The sequence below is a fragment of the Nocardia citri genome (assembly GCF_054065835.1).
This window is the reverse complement of sequence record NZ_JBSUQM010000026.1, coordinates 39,400-56,564: the sequence shown is the minus strand read 5'-3', so window position 1 is coordinate 56,564 and position 17,165 is coordinate 39,400. Positions and strand designations below refer to the sequence as shown.

Here is a 17,165-nt window from a genome sequence, read left to right as displayed (position 1 = left end):
TGTGGCGAGCGCCCGCGGCCCGCTCGGAAAGCTCGGCGATTTCGGATCGCTGAGTCGAGGATGATCGGCGAGCACGCGGCTTAGGCTGGGGTGCATGGTGTTCGAACGCGAAGTACTGCAATCCGTGCCGACGCAGCTGTGGATCGGTGGTCCCGTCGACGCCACCGGAGGTGGCACCTTCCCGGTGCACAATCCGGCCGACGGGCAGGTGCTGGCCGAAGTCGCCGATGCCACGCCGGAAGATGCCGTGCGCGCGCTCGACGCGGCCGTCGAGGTGCAGGCCGAATGGGCGGCGACACCGTCGCGGGAGCGCGGCGAGATCCTGCGCCGGGTCTTCGACCAGCTGACCGCGCGCGCCGAGGAATTCGCACTGCTGATGACGCTGGAAATGGGCAAGGCGCTGCCGGAGAGCCGCAACGAGGTGCGCTATGGCGCCGAATTCTTCCGCTGGTTCAGCGAGGAGGCGGTGCGGGCGCACGGACGTTATCTGCACGCGCCGTCCGGCACCGGGCGGATCATGGTGCACAAGCAACCGGTCGGCCCGTGTCTGGCCATCACGCCGTGGAATTTCCCGCTCGCCATGGGGACGCGCAAGATCGGACCCGCCCTGGCCGCGGGCTGCACGATGATCGTCAAGCCCGCATCGGCCACACCGCTGACCATGTTGGCGCTGGCGAAGCTGTGCACTGAGGCCGGACTGCCGGACGGGGTGCTCTCGGTGATCACCTCCAGCCGGTCCGGCGCCGTCACCCAGCCACTGCTCGACGATCCGCGCCTGCGCAAACTCACCTTCACCGGATCCACCGAGGTCGGCAAGAAGCTGGTGGAGAAGTCGGCTGACGGATTGCTGCGCACGTCGATGGAACTCGGCGGCAACGCACCGTTCGTCGTCTTCGACGATGCCGATATCGACGCCGCCGTACAGGGCGCGATGCTTGCCAAACTGCGCAACGGTGGCGAGGCGTGCACCGCGGCCAACCGCTTCCACGTGCAGAACGCCGTGCTGGAAGAGTTCACCACCAAACTCGTCGAGGCGATGTCGACTACCGTGACCCTCGGACCGGGCACCGATCCGAACACTACGCTCGGCCCGCTGATCAACGAGGAACAGCTCGATACCGTCAGCCAACTGGTCGACGACGCGGTGGCGCTCGGCGCGCAGGTCCGCCTCGGCGGCAAGGCACCCGGCGGCCCCGGTTGGTTCTATCCCGCGACCATCCTCAGCGAGGTTCCGGCGAATGCTCGGATCCTGCGCGAGGAGGTCTTCGGTCCTGTCGCACCCATCGTCGGCTTCGAGACCGAGCAACAGGGCCTCGCCGCCGCGAACAACACCGAATTCGGCCTGGTGAGCTACGTCTACACCCGTGACCTCGGCCGCGCCCTGCGCATCGCCGAGGGCCTGGAATCCGGCATGGTCGGCATCAATCGCGGCGTAATCTCCGATCCCGCAGCACCTTTCGGCGGGGTCAAGGCCTCCGGCTTCGGCCGCGAGGGCGGTATCGAGGGCATCGAGGAATACCTGTCCACCAAGTACATCGCTCTCACCTGACCCGCGGACATGATGCGACCGCCCCGGGGTGAAATACACCCGGGGCGGCCTTGTGGAAGGCGGCGATCTCGCGAACGCCGCGTAGTTCTAGTGAGGCCGCTGGTGGCGGCCGCAGACGGTCAGTGGCCGAGTCGGCCGCGACCGAGGCGCAGCAGCAGCATGGCGAGGGTGTGACCCTCCTGGCCGAGTTCGCTGAAGCGCTCGAGCACCTTCATCTCACGACTGTGTACGAGACGGGGGCCGCCGGAGGCCATGCGCGTGCGACCGATGATCCGCGAGATCTCGGTGCGGCGCTTGATGGCGGCCAGAATTTCCGCGTCGAGCTGGTCGATCTCCTTGCGGAGCTTGTCGATTTCGGCTTCGGTGTGGGGCAGAGCCGAGTCGGACCCAGTCGTCGTGGCGGGGGTGCTCATCATTCATCTCCTCGTGTCAGAACATGGATCGGCCGTCGAGCGGAGCCCGTTACCGATCGGTTCTTTCACCGTGCAAAACAATCCTGGCGGGCCTTGCAATCTTTCCCCGGGCAGCGCGCTGAGGTACGAAGTCCGCGGTCACGGTATCCGGCGGTCAACCGAATCGGATGATTCGCGGTCGCGCAGGCCATGTCGCCAGTGTGCCACGGGGGCGGAGCAATGCAAAACACTTCATTTTGGGAAACTCCTGAGCACGGCTCGCACGCGGGGCGCCCCGTGTCGACCCGGGGCGGTTCATCTGCCGTTCGCCGATTGGACACTGATGGGGACCGGGACTTCATCTCTGTCGGTGCCCGCCGGTAGCGTGGATGGGCGATGGACATCACGGTGGCTCCCAAGACGCAGGCCGGGCGGACTCGGCACCCGGATTCAGCCCAGAAACCGCAGGTCGACGCTGCTCGCAGCGAGGAGATGGGTGACTCTGCCGTGCCCACCGCAGCGGAGGTCCCGCACTCGGCCGTCGATGATACGTCTCGGCGTGTCGTCGACGACAAGCACCGTGTCGAACAAGAAAAACGCCGCGCCGAAGGTGAGCAACGTCGCGCGGAGGAGGCCGACCGACTGCTCGAGGGCCTCAACCAGCAGCAGCGCGCCGCGGTCGTGCACACCGGTGCGCCGCTGCTGATCGTCGCGGGCGCGGGTTCGGGTAAGACGGCCGTGCTCACTCGGCGCATCGCCTACTTACTGGCCGCCCGCGGGGTGACGCCGGGCCAGGTCCTGGCCATCACCTTTACCAATAAGGCCGCCGCCGAAATGCGCGAGCGGGTGAGCGGGCTGGTCGGCCCGCGCGCGAGCAACATGTGGGTCTCGACCTTCCACTCCAGCTGCGTCCGCATCCTGCGCATGCAGGCCGCGCTGCTGTCAGGTCTGAATTCCAATTTCTCCATCTACGACGCCGACGATTCCCGGCGGTTGCTCACCATGATCAGCCGCGACTTCGATATCGACGTCAAGAAATATTCGGCGCGACTGCTGGCCACCGCCATCTCGAATTTGAAGAACGAACTCATCGGCCCGGAGCAGGCGACCGCCGATGCCGAGACCGACGAAACCGAACTGCCTACACTCGTCGCCCGTGTATACACCGAATATCAGCGCCGGTTGCGTTCGGCGAACGCGCTCGACTTCGACGATCTGATCGGCGAAACGGTGGCGCTGCTGCAGAACCATCCGCAGGTCGCCGAATATTACCGCCGCCGGTTCCGGCATGTGCTGGTCGACGAGTACCAGGACACCAACCACGCCCAGTACGTCCTGGTCCGCGAGTTGGTCGGGCATCACGCGCTCGAGCAGGCCGAAGACGCGGTGCCGCCGAGCGAACTGTGCGTTGTCGGTGACGCGGACCAGTCCATCTACGCGTTCCGCGGCGCGACGATCCGCAATATCGAGGAATTCGAACGTGACTTCCCGGATGCGGAAACTATTCTGCTGGAACAGAATTACCGCTCCACGCAGAACATCCTGTCCGCCGCGAACGCGGTGATATCGCGCAATGAGAAACGCCGGGACAAGCGGCTGTGGACCGATTCCGGTGAGGGCGATCTGATCACCGGTTACGTCGCCGACAACGAGCACGACGAGGCCGCGTTCGTGGCGCGCGAAATCGACCGACTGGTGGACGCGGGCGATGTCAACTACAGCGATGTCGCGGTCTTCTACCGCACCAACAACAACTCCCGTGCGCTGGAAGAAATCTTCATTCGCATGGGACTGCCGTACAAGGTGGTCGGCGGCGTGCGCTTCTACGAGCGCAAGGAGGTGCGCGATATCGTCGCGTATTTGCGCGTGCTCGACAATCCGGAAGACACGGTGAGCCTGCGCCGCATCCTCAACACCCCGCGCCGTGGCATCGGCGACCGGGCCGAGGCCTGTGTGGCGGTACACGCCGAGCAGCGCGGCATCGGTTTCGCCGAGGCGCTGCGCGCTGCGGCCGATGGCAAAGTGGCGCTGCTGAATACCCGGTCGCAGCGCGCCATCGCCGGATTCCTCGACCTGCTCGAAGAGGTGCGGGCGGCCGGTGCGCAGGCGGGTCAGGACTACCCCGACCTCGGCAGTATGGTCGAAGCGGTACTCGACCGCACCGGCTACCGGGCCGAGTTGGAGGGCTCCGACGATCCGCAGGACGGGGCCCGGCTCGATAACCTGAACGAATTGGTCAGCGTCGCACGGGAATTCATTTCCGAGGCATACAACAATGCCGAGGCCGCGCGGGCCGAGGGGCTGGTGCCGGAGGTGGCCGAGGGCGAACCCGATCCTGGCTCGCTGGCTGCCTTCCTGGAACGCGTGTCGCTGGTGGCCGATAGCGATCAGCTGCCCGAGGAGGGCAGCGGCGTGGTCACCATGATGACGCTGCACACCGCCAAGGGGCTGGAATTCCCGGTGGTCTTCGTGACCGGCTGGGAGGACGGGCAGTTCCCGCATATGCGCGCACTCGGCGATCCGACCGAACTGGCAGAGGAACGCCGCCTCGCTTATGTCGGCATTACCCGGGCGCGGCAGCGGCTCTACGTCACCCGCGCGGTGGTGCGCTCCGGCTGGGGGCAGCCGGTCTCGAATCCGGAATCCCGATTCCTGCAGGAGATTCCGGCTCACCTCGTCGACTGGAAGCGGTTGGAGCCGAAGGGTTCGCCGCTGACTCGCGGCCTGCGCCGCCGCGGCGACGACGACGGCCTGGAACACGACTGGACCCGCGACGGCTGGAATCAGCAGCGGCCGGGCGTCAGCGACCGCGCTCCGCGCCGACCCGCTCCCGGCGGCGCGACGCGCAATAACGCCAATCTCGTACTGGCAGTGGGCGATCGAGTCAGTGATGACAAGTACGGCCTCGGCCGCGTGGTAGCCGCCGAAGGCTTTGGGCCCCTTGCCACCGTCACCATCGACTTCGGCACCGCGGGTAAGATCCGGCTCATCCCGCAATACAGCCGCACCCTCGTCAAACTCTGATGGGGCCCTTCGGCCCTGATCTGTCGACGATGCGGTCGGTAGCGTGCGCGACATGGAAACCGTCGCACAATATCTGCTGTGGTTGCTTCCGATGCTGTGGCTCGGCATGGTGCTCGCCATCTCGTTCCTGGAAGCGCCACTGAAGTTCCGGGCGCCAGGCATCACCGTGCCACTCGGCCTCGGTATCGGACGGCTGGTATTCCGAGCGCTGAATATCGTGGAGATCGCTCTCGCCGCTCTATTGATCGTGGCGACCCTGGTGATCGCGCCGAGCGGTGCTGTTCGGATCTGGCTCGGCATTGCCGCCGCCATTCTCGCCGTCCAACTCCTGGTGGTGCGGCCACTGCTGAAGCGCCGCTCGGATCAGGTGCTCGCCGGTATGGAGTCGCCGCGCTCGCACGCCCACTATTGGTATGTGGGCTTGGAGGTGGTCAAGGTCGTGGGCCTGCTCGGCCTCGCGATCGCCGCCGCGCCCTAGTCACGGGCTGCGACTCGCCGGTCTCGGCCGCCCCCGGAAGCCAAGGGCGCTCCACTCGCGCCAGCCAGGAAGTTCACCATCCGCACCACCGACACCGCACTGCTGGTCGAACGATCACAATGCATCAGTCGCGGTTATCGCCTCATACTGCGGGGCAGGTGGCACGTCGCGGGGCGGGCATCGTCGGGGTTCGCGCCTTTAGCCGGACCGGGCGTCCACGAGTTGTACGAATCCCATCAGCAGGTGCCAAGTCGCGGGGCAGGACACCGGTGGTGCGCGGCTCTGTCCAGGCCGGGTGTGCGCGAGTAGTGCGAATCCGGCGCAGGTGCTATAGCGCGGGGGTGAGCACCGCGGGTCAGTCGCGTTCGGGGCCGAGGCTGATGCCGCGGGTGGCGAGCCAGGGGAGGGGGTCGATACGGTCGGTGCCGTTGAGCCAGACCTCGAAATGGCAGTGCGGGCCGGTGGATTCGCCGCGGTTGCCGACGGTGGCGATTTCATCGCCTGCGAGGACGTGCTGGCCTACGGAGACCAGTGCGGTGTTGATGTGGCCGTACACCGTGACAGTGCCGTCGTCGCCGCGCATTCGTACCCACATGCCGAAACCGGCGGCCGGTCCGGCATCGATGACGGTACCGTCCTCGACCGCGTAAATCGGTGTGCCGATCGGGGCGGCGACGTCGACACCGGGATGCAGCACACCCCAGCGCTCGCCGTAGCCGGAAGTGAAGGTGCCGGAGGCGAATTTCATGAACAGCGGCCGCAGTTTCGCCTGCACCTCCGCCGCCAAATCTTGTGCGAACTTATCGCCGTTGTCCAGCACATCGGAGAACTGCTCGAGGCTCGTCGGTGTCGCGGTGTCGAGCAGCTCGGGTGTCGTCGGCAACTCTCCGCCCACCGGATCCAAGGCCTGCTGTTGCCCAACGGCCTGCAATTCAGCCGTCTGCGGCGACTTCTCACTGCCCGCCACCAAATTCTGCCCCGCCGCAACGATCGCCCCCGCCGCCATCGCAATAACCGCAGCCCGGCCCTTCAACGCCCGCGGCGGCGCAGGCACCCGATGCGCCCCACCTCGCGGCTTCCGCGGTGCGCGCTCCACCGAACCGGTAGGAACACCTACCCGATCGACCCGCGCCCACCCGTCGACACCCCGAACACCATCACCGAATTCGCCACCACCCCAACGCTCGCCGCGATTCCGCACGTCCTCAGCCCGCCGAGCGACATCGTGATCCTGAAGTGCTGTGCCGCCCCAGTCCACGCCCTCATCGAACCCATGCCAGCTGCCATCACCCCGGCTGTCGGCGTAATCCGTACGTTCGCCGCAGTTCTGGCTTACGCCGCCGTAGTTCTGACCCGCGCTGTAACCCTGACCAGCGCCGGAGCCTTGAGCTGCGGCGTAACTCCGACTAGCGATGTAGCTCTGTCCCGCGCCGTAATCCTGGCCGGTGTTGTAGCTCTGAATATCGAACGGTGAATCCGCTTGCGACCATGAATCACTCAGTTCCCAGGATTCGCCGCTACTCGACTGCTTCGAAGATTGCCAAGAATTATCTAGGTAATGCTGAACCGGCACGCCTCGCCCATCGGCGCCGGATAACTGCTCTCGTCTCATCGTCGCGACCACATCACTTCACTGAGAAGTCCGGAATTGTCCTGAACGCGAGGAAGTTCGAAAGTCCTGGCCTTCGAGTGTCGTGGTCGGCGCTCGGGTGCTCGCAACACGCATCGAGATTTTCATCCTCCGGTCACAACTGCACAAGGAAAACGGGTGCGTCGACGGTAACGAATCGATAGCGGGATCGCAACCCGGCTTTCGATGAATCCCATTGCTGCACTTCGAATTCGGCTCCAAGCGCATACAAAAACGCTGAGACGAGTCGATGCGGCCCAAATGTAAACGGTGAACCGCCGATCGACTAGCCAGTGTGTGTTTGTGCCATATAGCTCAGCTGCATTGCCCAGCCTCGACGAACTTCGGTCCCGAAGGGCCGATCAGTCGCGCTGCGGCCCCAAGCTGATACCGCGCGTCGCCAACCAAGGCAGCGGATCGACCTTGTCGACCCCGTTCAGCCACACCTCGAAATGGCAGTGCGGACCGGTGGAGAAACCACGGTTGCCGATCGTCGCGATCTGATCACCAGCCAGAACGCGCTGCCCCGCCGAAACCGTCGCGGTGTCGATGTGGCCGTAGATGGTGATGGTGCCGTCATCGTGAAGCAGTCGCACCCACATGCCGAATCCGGATGCCGGCCCGGCCTCGATCACGGTCGCGTCGGCGACGGCGTAGATCGGAGTGCCGATCGGGCCCGCGATATCGACGCCGAGATGCTGTACGCCCCAGCGGGCGCCGAATCCGGAGGTGAAATTACCCGCGGCGAATTTGGTGAACAGCGGGCGGAGTTTCGAGGCCTCCTGCGCCGCCATATCGTCGGCGAACTTCTGCCCCTTTTGCAGCATGTCGCCGAACTGACCGATATTGGTCGGTGCCGAAACATTGAGTACCTGCGGCGAATCCGGCGAAGTATTCGGATCGACCACGCTGACCGACTGCGCCGCGATTTCGTGAATCTGCCCGGCGGCCTCGTAATCTACGGCCTGCGAAGGCTGTTCGGGCGAGGCGAATGCGGCCTGCCCGGCGGCGACCACGGCACCGGCGGCCACGGCGACTACCGCGGCGCGGCCCTTGAGTGAAGCGGGAGGCGCGGGCATCCGATGCGCGCCACCATTACCGCGATTCGCCCGACGGGCCGGAATACCGGTGGGAGCGGCCGAAGCTTCCGGATCCTCGGGCTCCCAAGCGGAATCGTCGTCCCAAGACCCATCGCCGCCCCAGGAATCATCGGCCTCCGGCGTCCAGGACGCGTCGGAGTCGGCGTGCCAGGAATCCTCCCCCTCGGAAGTCCACGAATCATCGGACGCCCACGCACCGCCATCGGACCAGGAATCGGCCTCGGTCCATGCCTGCGGCTGTCCCCACGAATCACCGCGCGATGGCGCATCGGCCCGCGACTGTTCCCAAGCGGAACCGGACTGCGCCCACGAATCGCGCGTACCCCACTCGCGGTCCTCGTGTTCGTATCCGCCCGCCGCGGCAGGGGCGGCATATCTGTGTCCAACGCCACGCCGCGACGACGTCCCGAACGGATCTACCGCGGCATTGGAATGCCCACCGAAGTTCTCGTCATCATCGGGCCGGTAACGATGTCCGGAGCGAGTGCGATTTTCGGTTGCGAAGGTCGAGCGATGGTTCATCGGTGGTGCCACATCATCGAGTGAGAGATCACGGTATCGAACTGTCTGATCAGATGCATTGTCAGGGAACGGCTCTCCATCGGCGGAGCGCTGTGCTGCGTCAAGCTGGCCGTCCTCCTAGTCGTGACCGTGTTGTGACATCGACCGCTATGACGGTAACGAAACGATTGCGAGGTCCGCAACCGCTACGTGCGATCAATCCAAACATGTGAGATTGATCACGGTAACGCATCGGGGCATCTCACTGTGATCGGGGCGCGCGGGTGAGGTTCGGCGACGACGAAACGTAGTAGAAGGTTGTCGGTCAACCGGTTCGGCGCTCTACCTGGCGCGCCGTCAGCAACCTACTGGCGAGTAGCCTCGGCCAGGCATTTTCCCGCCCGGGCGGCACCCCGTGACCTGCGCCACTTAGGATGAACGTGGCCGTTTGGCCCTCCATGTGACTGGTTAAAGTCCGACCCGACCCGCTTCCGACGTCGGGCCGCCAACAAAGACGTTGTGATCACAACGCAGACGAGACGGTGAGTACATGGATCTCTTCGAATATCAGGCGAAGGAGCTCTTCGTTAAGCACGGAGTGCCTTCGTCCGAGGGCCGCGTCACGGACACGGCCGAGGACGCCCGCGCCATCGCGGCGGAAATCGGCAAGCCGGTGATGATCAAGGCCCAGGTGAAGGCCGGTGGCCGCGGCAAGGCGGGCGGCGTCAAGTTCGCCGCCACCCCGGACGACGCGTTCACGCACGCGCAGAACATCATCGGCCTGGATATCAAGGGCCACATCACCAAGAAGATCCTGGTGGCCGAAGCCAAGGACATCGCGGAGGAGTACTACATCTCCTTCCTGCTGGACCGCTCCAACCGCACCTACCTGGCCATGTGCTCGGTCGAAGGCGGTATGGAGATCGAAGAGGTCGCCGCGACCAAGCCCGAGCGCCTCGCCAAGGTGCCCGTCGACGCCGTCAAGGGTGTCGACCTCGCGTTCGCCCGCTCGATCGCCGAGCAGGGCCACCTGCCCGCCGACGTGCTGGACGCCGCGGCCGTCACCATCCAGAAGCTCTGGGAGGTGTTCATCGGCGAGGACGCCACCCTGGTGGAGGTCAACCCGCTGGTCCGCACTCCCGACAACGAGATCCTCGCGCTCGACGGCAAGGTGACCCTCGACGAGAACGCCGAGTTCCGCCAGCCGGGTCACGCGGCCTTCGCGGACAAGGACGCGACCGATCCGCTGGAGCTCAAGGCCAAGGAGAACGACCTCAACTACGTCAAGCTCGACGGTGAGGTCGGCATCATCGGCAACGGTGCGGGTCTGGTCATGTCCACCCTCGACGTGGTCGCCTACGCGGGTGAGAACCACGGCGGCGTCAAGCCCGCCAACTTCCTCGACATCGGTGGTGGCGCCTCGGCCGAGGTCATGGCCGCCGGTCTGGATGTCATCCTGGGCGATGCCCAGGTCAAGAGCGTGTTCGTCAACGTTTTCGGTGGAATCACCGCCTGTGACGCGGTCGCGAACGGCATTGTGAAGGCGCTGGAAATCCTCGGCGCCGAGGCGAACAAGCCGCTGGTTGTCCGGCTCGACGGCAACAAGGTGGACGAGGGTCGCAAGATTCTCGTCGATGCCGCGCATCCGCTGATCACACTCGCGCAGACAATGGACGAAGGCGCCGACAAGGCCGCCGAACTGGCAGCGGCCAAGTAAGGAAACCGGAAATGTCTATCTTCCTCAACAAGGATTCCAAGGTCATCGTCCAGGGCATCACCGGCGGTGAGGGCACCAAGCACACCGCACTGATGCTCAAGGCCGGCACCCAGGTCGTGGGCGGCGTCAACGCGCGCAAGGCGGGCACCACCGTCGCGCACGTCGACAAGGACGGCAACGCGGTCGAGCTGCCGGTCTTCGGCACCGTCGAAGAGGCTATGAAGGCGACCGGCGCCGACGTGTCCATCGCGTTCGTGCCGCCGAAGTTCTCGAAGGACGCCATCATCGAGGCCATCGACGCGGAGGTCCCGCTGCTCGTGGTCATCACCGAGGGTATTCCGGTGCAGGACACCGCGTACGCGTGGGCCTACAACGTGGAAAAGGGCAACAAGACCCGGATCATCGGCCCGAACTGCCCCGGCATCATCACCCCCGGTGAGTCGCTGGTCGGTATCACCCCGGCCAACATCACCGGCAAGGGCCCGGTCGGCCTGGTGTCGAAGTCCGGCACCCTGACCTACCAGATGATGTACGAGCTGCGTGACTTCGGCTTCTCCACCGCCATCGGCATCGGCGGCGACCCGGTCATCGGCACCACCCACATCGACGCCATCGAGGCGTTCGAGAAGGATCCCGAGACCAAGCTGATCGTGATGATCGGTGAGATCGGTGGCGATGCCGAGGAGCGGGCCGCGGCCTACATCCAGGCCAATGTCACCAAGCCGGTCGTCGGCTATGTCGCGGGCTTCACCGCCCCCGAGGGCAAGACCATGGGCCACGCGGGCGCCATTGTGTCCGGTTCGGCCGGTACCGCCCAGGCGAAGAAGGATGCGCTCGAGGCCGCCGGTGTCAAGGTCGGCAAGACGCCGTCAGAGACCGCCGCCCTCGCGCGGGAGATCCTGGAGAAGGCAAGCGTCACCGCTTGATTCGCTGATCACGCGAAGGCCGCCATCCGATTGGGGTGGCGGCTTCCTTCGTATTCAAAAGAAGTGGACCACCGATGCGATACCGAACACGAGGCTGTATATAAGCCCCCCGTCGATGGCCTGGGCCCGTGCCTTGGCTTCGGCGAAGCGGCGCCCGTAGTCGGCCGGCTGCGGCGACGCAGCACCTCACCGGTGACCCAGCTCGACTCCGTTCAGCGTCAGGAACAGGCCCGCCGCAAGGGGTTTCGCGAACAACGTGCGCAGGGGATGTTCCAGCAGCGATCCGAGAACGCCGACCGGTACGTTCGCCAGGAGCACCAGCCAGGCCGGCCGCTGGGTCGAGGTGTCGATTCGCCGGGTGCGCAGTGTGGTGCGGAAGCCGACCACTATGGCGCGCTGATCGAGTCGCTGCCCGCCGACACGGTATCGCCGGCCGAGTCGGCGCAAGCGCTCAGTTCGCCCGGGCGCATAGCAGGAAGTGCGTTCCCATCGGAGGTGGTAGCGCAGAATTGTTATCGGTCGGCGCAGATCCATATAAGACCAGCATAGTTGCGGTTTTTCGGGCGCCTGGACAGTTTGTTGAGGGTGACCTGGGCCAGCGAGTGCAGTAGCGTCGGAGACAGATCCAGCCGTCCAGACCTACGACTCGACCTAGGAGACGACGACCATGTCATACCCGACCGGGGGCTCCGGGTACAACGCACCCGCGACGCCACCCGCACCTGCCGGCCCCGGCCAATCCGCCGGGACCGGCGCCGCGTCCACCGCTAAGGGCCTGCCGTACTTGCTGGTGGTCGGCGTCGCCGCGCTCGGTGTGATCAACTTCCTGCTCGGCTTCCTCCCGTTCTTCGGCCAGAAGCCGCGGGATCTGGGCCGCGGTGTCACGGTCGAAGGTAATGACACGCTCAGCCTCTTCCAGTATTTCGGTGCGGCCGGACTGCTGGCGATCCTGCTGCTCGGCGGCCTACTCGCCGGACTTTCGTTGCTGCCCAAGCAGAATTGGATCGGCGCCGCCGCCGCGGCATCGGCCGCGGGCTTCCTCGGCACGCTGTTCCTGTCGTTCACCACGCCCGACGATCTGAATGTCGAGCTGAAGTGGGGCGCCTACGTGCTGCTGGCCTTGGCCTTCGCGCAGACGGCCATCGCGGTTGTCGCGGTCCTGTTCGAAGCCGGCATCCTGACCCCGCCCGCGCCCAAGCCCGCGACCCCCCAGGGCCCGCCGGGTGGATTCGGCGGCGGATACGGCCAGCCGGGTGCGTTCGGTCAGGGGCAGCCCGCGGTGTTCGGTCAAGGCCAGCCGAGCCAGTACGGTCAGGGCCAGCCGGGTCAATACGGTCAGAGTCAGCCGGGTCAGTTCGGGCAGGGCGCTCCGCAGTACCAGTCCCAGCAGCCCTACGGTCAGAGCCAGCCGAGCCAGCCGACCTATGGTCAGCAGCCGCCCTCCTACGGCCAGCAGCCGCCCTCCTATGGTCAACAGCCCGGATACGGTGCGGCACAGCAGGGTTCGCCCTATGGTGCCGCACCCGCCGCGCAACCGCGTCCGGATGAGAGTGCCACCCAGCACTTCGGGGCCCCGCAGTACGGTGCACCGGGTTTCGGCCAGGGCCAGCAGGGTCAGCAGAACCAGCCGTTCGGCGGTGAAACCGGTTCGGACCCGTCGTCGGACGCCACCCACGCATTCCGTCCGTCGGACGAGAACAACAAGTAGTTCGTCGCCTCTCCCGGCGCGCCGAGGCCCGGTCGCGGCGCGCCTGACCCGCTCGCGCCGGGAGAGCTGCCACGCTGATTTTCCATGAGCTCCTCGAGACCTTCTCTTGTTCGCCGGACCGCCGAGTCCCGCGGCGCGTCGGATCGTTCGGCGCGGAGCGACCGATCAACGGCGCCGCACACACCCGCGGACGGTTTCGACGAGGTCGGGTTTCTGTCGCTGACTCCCGAGCGCGCCCGTGTGCTGCTCCTGGTCGCCGCCCGGCCGACGACCTACGCACTCGTCGCCGTCGTCGTCGTCATGCTTGCCGCCCTGCTGTCCTCGGACAGCAGCCTGGCCGGTACCTCGGGTGCGATCGCCGCGGGTTGGTTTGCGGCACATCAGGTTCCGCTGGTGATCGGCAAAACCTCACTCGCCTTCCTGCCGCTGCTGCCCACCGGATTGCTGGTTTGGCTGACCGCTCGGGATTGTGCCCGCGCGGTGGAGCCGGACAGTTCGCGCGCGGATATCGGCTGGCTCGTCGGTGCGGCGCTGGCCGGACCGCTGCTGGTCACGGCTGTCTGTTTGGCGGTCGCCGAAGATGCTTCCGGTGTCGTCGCGTTGCAGCCGCCGGGTACGCTCGCCGCCTTCGGCTGGGTCGGCGGCGTGCATCTGGTCGCGACGGCCGGTGGTATCGCGAGCCGGAACCGGCGTCGACTGTTCACCCTGATGCGGCTACCGGACTGGGTGATCGCGGGTGCCTTCGGTGCCGGCCGGACGGTGGTGCGACTGCTGGTCTGCGCCACCGCGGTCGTGATCGTGTCCTTTTTCGCGCACTGGTCGCGCATCGGTGACACCTTTCACACCGCAGGCAATGCGGCTGGTGCGCTCGGACTGATCCTGCTCTCGGTGGCGTATCTGCCGAATGTGGTGGTTGCGACGGTCGGTGTGCTCGTCGGCTCCGGCGCGCATTTCGGGGATGCGTCGATCGGGCTGTTTTCCGTAGTCGGCGGCCCGATTCCGGCGGTTCCGCTCATGGTGGCGGTGCCGACGGGACCCCCGTCGGACTGGTGGGCCGCGCTGCTGTTGATTCCGGCCGCGGTCGGTGTGCTCGGCGGATTGGATATCGGACGGACCTCCCACGACCGGGCGGGCGCCCCTTGGGCGACGCTGACCTCGGCCGGGGTGGCGACGGTGGTGTTGGTTGTGCTGGGCGCGGTGGCCGGCGGTGACCTCGGGACGTTCGGACAGGTGGGCCTCGACCTGCCGATCTTCGCAGTGGTGGCTTTCGGGTGGTTGGCCGTAACCGGATATGTCGGTCTGATGTTCGCGCGCTGGTTCGTCGTTCCCGTCGGTGCGCCGGTGACCGATTACGACGACGAGTACCCCGATTACGACGACGAGTATTACGAAGATAGTGATCACTACGACGATCGTTACGAAGACGATCATTACGAAGACGATGAATACGCGGACTACGACGGCCCCGACCTCGAGGTGGAACTCGACGGCGAACTGGTCGAAGAGCAGACCGCCATCGCTACCTCGGGCAGCGCTACCGTTCCCGATATCGTCGATGCCGAAGTGGTCGAGGCGGACCTGCCGGAAAGTGACCGGGTGGACGGTCGTTAGGCTCTACGTGGTGGTGTCGCACCGCCCCAGCCAATTGACCGACATCCAGGAGTAGACCGCTGAGCTTGCCCACCCCGCCGGCTGCCGTCCCCCAGGCGTCCCCGAATGTCCCGTGGGTGCCCACCGCCGCCCCGGCAACCGTCGTCGTGCTGGCCTCTGGCGCCGGTTCCTTGCTGCGCGCTCTCATCGAGGCCGCTGCCGCGCCGGAGTATCCGGCGACCGTCGTCGCTGTCGGGGTCGACCGTATCTGCCAGGCCACCGAACACGCGGCCGCCGCGGGGATTCCGGCCTTCCGGATGACGTTGAAGGATTTCCCCGATCGTGACGCCTGGGATGTCGCGCTGACCGATGCGGTCGCCGCCTACGCACCCGATCTGGTGGTCTCGGCCGGATTCATGAAGATCCTCGGCCCGGTCTTCCTCGCCCGCTACGGCGGCCGGATCATCAATACCCACCCCGCGCTGCTGCCCGCATTCCCGGGCGCGCACGGGGTCCGCGACGCTCTGGACTACGGGGTGAAGGTCACCGGTTCGACCGTGCACCTGGTCGATTCCGGCATAGATACCGGACCGATCCTGGCTCAGGAGGCGGTGCCGGTGCTCGACGATGACGACGAGGCCACGCTGCATGAGCGCATCAAGGTTGTCGAGCGACGGTTGCTGGCGGAGGTTGTCGCCGCCGTCGCCACCAGAGGCATTGTCTCCGACGGACGAAAGGCAGTTATTCCAGATGAGTGGGTACTTCGGTGACTGAGCGTAAGGGGATTCGCAGGGCGCTGATCAGCGTCTACGACAAGACGGGGCTGATCGAGCTCGCGACCGGGCTGAACGCAGCGGGCGTCGAACTGGTCTCGACCGGGTCGACGGCCGGCAAGATCGCCGAAGCGGGCATCCCGGTGACCAAGGTAGAGGATCTGACCGGATTCCCGGAGACCCTGGACGGCCGGGTGAAGACCCTGCACCCGCGGGTGCACGCGGGTATCCTCGCCGATACTCGTAAGGCCGAACATGTCGACCAGTTGGTCGAACTCGGCGTCGAGGCATTCCAGCTTGTGGTGGTGAATCTGTACCCGTTCACCCAGACCGTGGCCAGCGGTGCGAGCAATGACGAATGCGTCGAGCAGATCGATATCGGCGGTCCGTCCATGGTGCGCGCCGCCGCCAAGAACCACCCGTCCGTCGCGGTGGTCGTCGACAGCGGCGAGTACGACAATGTGCTCGCCGCTGTGCAGTCCGGCGGCTTCACCCTGTCCGAGCGGACCGTGTTGGCGGCCAAGGCATTCCAACACACCGCAAGCTATGACGTCGCGGTCGCGAGCTGGATGACCAGTGTGCTCGCCCCGGCCGCTGAGCCGAATGAGGCTGCCGCGCAGCAGTTCCCGAGCTGGATCGGCGGATCCTGGGAGCGTGCCTCGGTGCTGCGCTACGGCGAGAACCCGCATCAGGCTGCCGCGCTGTACACCCAGAACGAGGGCAGCCCGAGCCTGGCGCAGGCAAAGCAGTTGCACGGCAAGGAAATGTCGTACAACAACTACACCGATGCCGACGCCGCCTGGCGCGCCGCTTACGACCATTCGGCACCGGCGGTCGCGATCATCAAGCACGCCAATCCCTGTGGTATCGCGATCGGTGCGGACCTCGCCGAGGCGCACCGCAAGGCGCACGCCTGCGATCCGGTGAGCGCCTACGGCGGCGTGATCGCGGCCAACGGCGAGATCACCGTGGAGATGGCCGAACAGGTCGCCGAGATCTTCACCGAGGTGATCGTCGCACCGTCCTATGCCGATGGCGCGGTCGAGGTCTTGCAGCGCAAGAAGAATGTGCGCATCCTGGTCGCCGAGCCGCCGCAACGCGCCGGTGTGGAGCTGCGCCCGATCAGCGGTGGCGCACTGCTGCAGAGCCGCGATATCCTCGACGCCCCTGGCGACAACCCGGAGAACTGGACCCTGGTGGCGGGTGCGGCGGCCGATGCGGAAACCCTCGCCGATCTCGAATTCGCGTGGCGCGCCTGCCGTGCCGTGCGGTCGAATGCGATCCTGCTCGCCCACGATGGGGCCTCGGTCGGCGTCGGCATGGGCCAGGTCAACCGGGTCGATGCGGTCGGTCTCGCGGTGCAGCGCGCCGGTGATCGCGCCAAGGGTTCGGTCGCCGCATCGGATGCGTTTTTCCCGTTCTCAGACGGCCCGCAGCAGCTCATCCAGGCCGGTATCCGGGCAATTGTGCACCCCGGCGGCTCGGTTCGCGACCAGGACACCATCGACCTGGCCCGCGAGGCGGGGGTCACCCTGTACCTCACGGGCTCGCGCCACTTCGCGCACTGAGTTACCGCTGCAGCGGATGGGAGCTATCGGCTCCCGTCCGCTGCGCAGGTCATATGACTCGCCTCCGCAAACTGCCGGGTAAGGCAGGCCGGGCGCGCGGTATCCCGGAGGAATTCCTTCCCCAATTCCCGGTCCGCTGTTGACATCTCGGTGCCGACGCGTGCCTACTTTCGCGACCGGCGGACCGGCCGCCATCGGCAATATTCCAG

Annotated in this window: 13 protein-coding genes; 9 read left to right on the top strand and 4 right to left on the bottom strand. The window is 66.1% G+C overall.

Annotated features, from left to right (window positions below; translation table 11 throughout):
* Positions 1–94 precede the first annotated feature (94 nt).
* A complete protein-coding gene (locus ACW2Q0_RS26165) occupies positions 95–1,549 on the top strand; it encodes an NAD-dependent succinate-semialdehyde dehydrogenase (protein ID WP_457193559.1) in 1,455 nt (484 codons plus the stop codon).
* Between the two features lie 119 nt (positions 1,550–1,668).
* On the opposite strand, the gene ACW2Q0_RS26160 is transcribed toward ACW2Q0_RS26165, so the two are convergent.
* On the bottom strand, positions 1,669–1,962 hold the full coding sequence (locus tag ACW2Q0_RS26160) for a chorismate mutase (RefSeq protein ID WP_327093861.1): 294 nt from the start codon (positions 1,960–1,962) through the stop codon (positions 1,669–1,671).
* Between the two features lie 375 nt (positions 1,963–2,337).
* Here ACW2Q0_RS26160 and pcrA point away from each other — a divergent pair, with 375 nt between their 5' ends.
* Positions 2,338–4,965, top strand: coding sequence for a DNA helicase PcrA (gene pcrA / locus ACW2Q0_RS26155; RefSeq protein WP_457193558.1), 2,628 nt, complete (start codon positions 2,338–2,340; stop codon positions 4,963–4,965).
* Positions 4,966–5,017: 52 nt separating this feature from the next.
* Positions 5,018–5,443 (top strand): hypothetical protein, encoded by a 426-nt coding sequence (locus ACW2Q0_RS26150; RefSeq protein WP_457193557.1) that lies wholly within the window; start codon positions 5,018–5,020, stop codon positions 5,441–5,443.
* Between the two features lie 355 nt (positions 5,444–5,798).
* Here the strand turns inward: ACW2Q0_RS26150 and ACW2Q0_RS26145 are convergent, their stop codons facing one another.
* Together ACW2Q0_RS26145 and ACW2Q0_RS26140 are read right to left on the bottom strand one after the other, a co-directional pair.
* Positions 5,799–6,644, bottom strand: a complete 846-nt coding sequence (locus ACW2Q0_RS26145; protein ID WP_457193556.1) for a M23 family metallopeptidase — start codon at positions 6,642–6,644, stop codon at positions 5,799–5,801.
* A gap of 791 nt (positions 6,645–7,435) precedes the next feature.
* Complete coding sequence (locus tag ACW2Q0_RS26140; protein ID WP_457193555.1) at positions 7,436–8,695, bottom strand: M23 family metallopeptidase; 1,260 nt, start codon at positions 8,693–8,695, stop codon at positions 7,436–7,438.
* A 529-nt stretch (positions 8,696–9,224) separates the two neighbouring features.
* Here ACW2Q0_RS26140 and sucC point away from each other — a divergent pair.
* Together sucC and sucD are read left to right on the top strand one after the other, a co-directional pair.
* Complete coding sequence (gene sucC / locus ACW2Q0_RS26135; RefSeq protein ID WP_457193554.1) at positions 9,225–10,391, top strand: ADP-forming succinate--CoA ligase subunit beta; 1,167 nt, start codon at positions 9,225–9,227, stop codon at positions 10,389–10,391.
* An 11-nt stretch (positions 10,392–10,402) separates the two neighbouring features.
* The gene (gene sucD / locus ACW2Q0_RS26130; protein ID WP_457193553.1) at positions 10,403–11,317 is read left to right on the top strand and encodes a succinate--CoA ligase subunit alpha; all 915 of its coding nucleotides are present in this window, start codon (positions 10,403–10,405) and stop codon (positions 11,315–11,317) included.
* 186 nt (positions 11,318–11,503) lie between these two features.
* Here the strand turns inward: sucD and ACW2Q0_RS26125 are convergent, their stop codons facing one another.
* Positions 11,504–11,851 carry a hypothetical protein gene (locus ACW2Q0_RS26125; protein WP_457193552.1) on the bottom strand — a complete coding sequence of 116 codons (348 nt, stop codon included), beginning with the start codon at positions 11,849–11,851 and terminating at the stop codon, positions 11,504–11,506.
* Between the two features lie 133 nt (positions 11,852–11,984).
* Between ACW2Q0_RS26125 and ACW2Q0_RS26120 the strand changes: the two genes are divergently transcribed.
* The 4 genes from ACW2Q0_RS26120 to purH all read left to right on the top strand — a co-directional run bounded on the left by ACW2Q0_RS26120 (position 11,985) and on the right by purH (position 16,956).
* Positions 11,985–13,025 carry a DUF5336 domain-containing protein gene (locus tag ACW2Q0_RS26120; RefSeq protein WP_457193551.1) on the top strand — a complete coding sequence of 347 codons (1,041 nt, stop codon included), beginning with the start codon at positions 11,985–11,987 and terminating at the stop codon, positions 13,023–13,025.
* An 84-nt stretch (positions 13,026–13,109) separates the two neighbouring features.
* A complete protein-coding gene (locus tag ACW2Q0_RS26115; protein ID WP_457193550.1) occupies positions 13,110–14,636 on the top strand; it encodes a cell division protein PerM in 1,527 nt (508 codons plus the stop codon).
* Positions 14,637–14,695: 59 nt separating this feature from the next.
* Complete coding sequence (purN, locus tag ACW2Q0_RS26110; protein ID WP_457193588.1) at positions 14,696–15,385, top strand: phosphoribosylglycinamide formyltransferase; 690 nt, start codon at positions 14,696–14,698, stop codon at positions 15,383–15,385.
* On the top strand, positions 15,382–16,956 hold the full coding sequence (gene purH / locus ACW2Q0_RS26105) for a bifunctional phosphoribosylaminoimidazolecarboxamide formyltransferase/IMP cyclohydrolase (protein ID WP_457193549.1): 1,575 nt from the start codon (positions 15,382–15,384) through the stop codon (positions 16,954–16,956). Before purN ends, purH begins: the two co-directional genes overlap by 4 nt.
* The last annotated feature ends 209 nt before the right edge of the window (positions 16,957–17,165 follow it).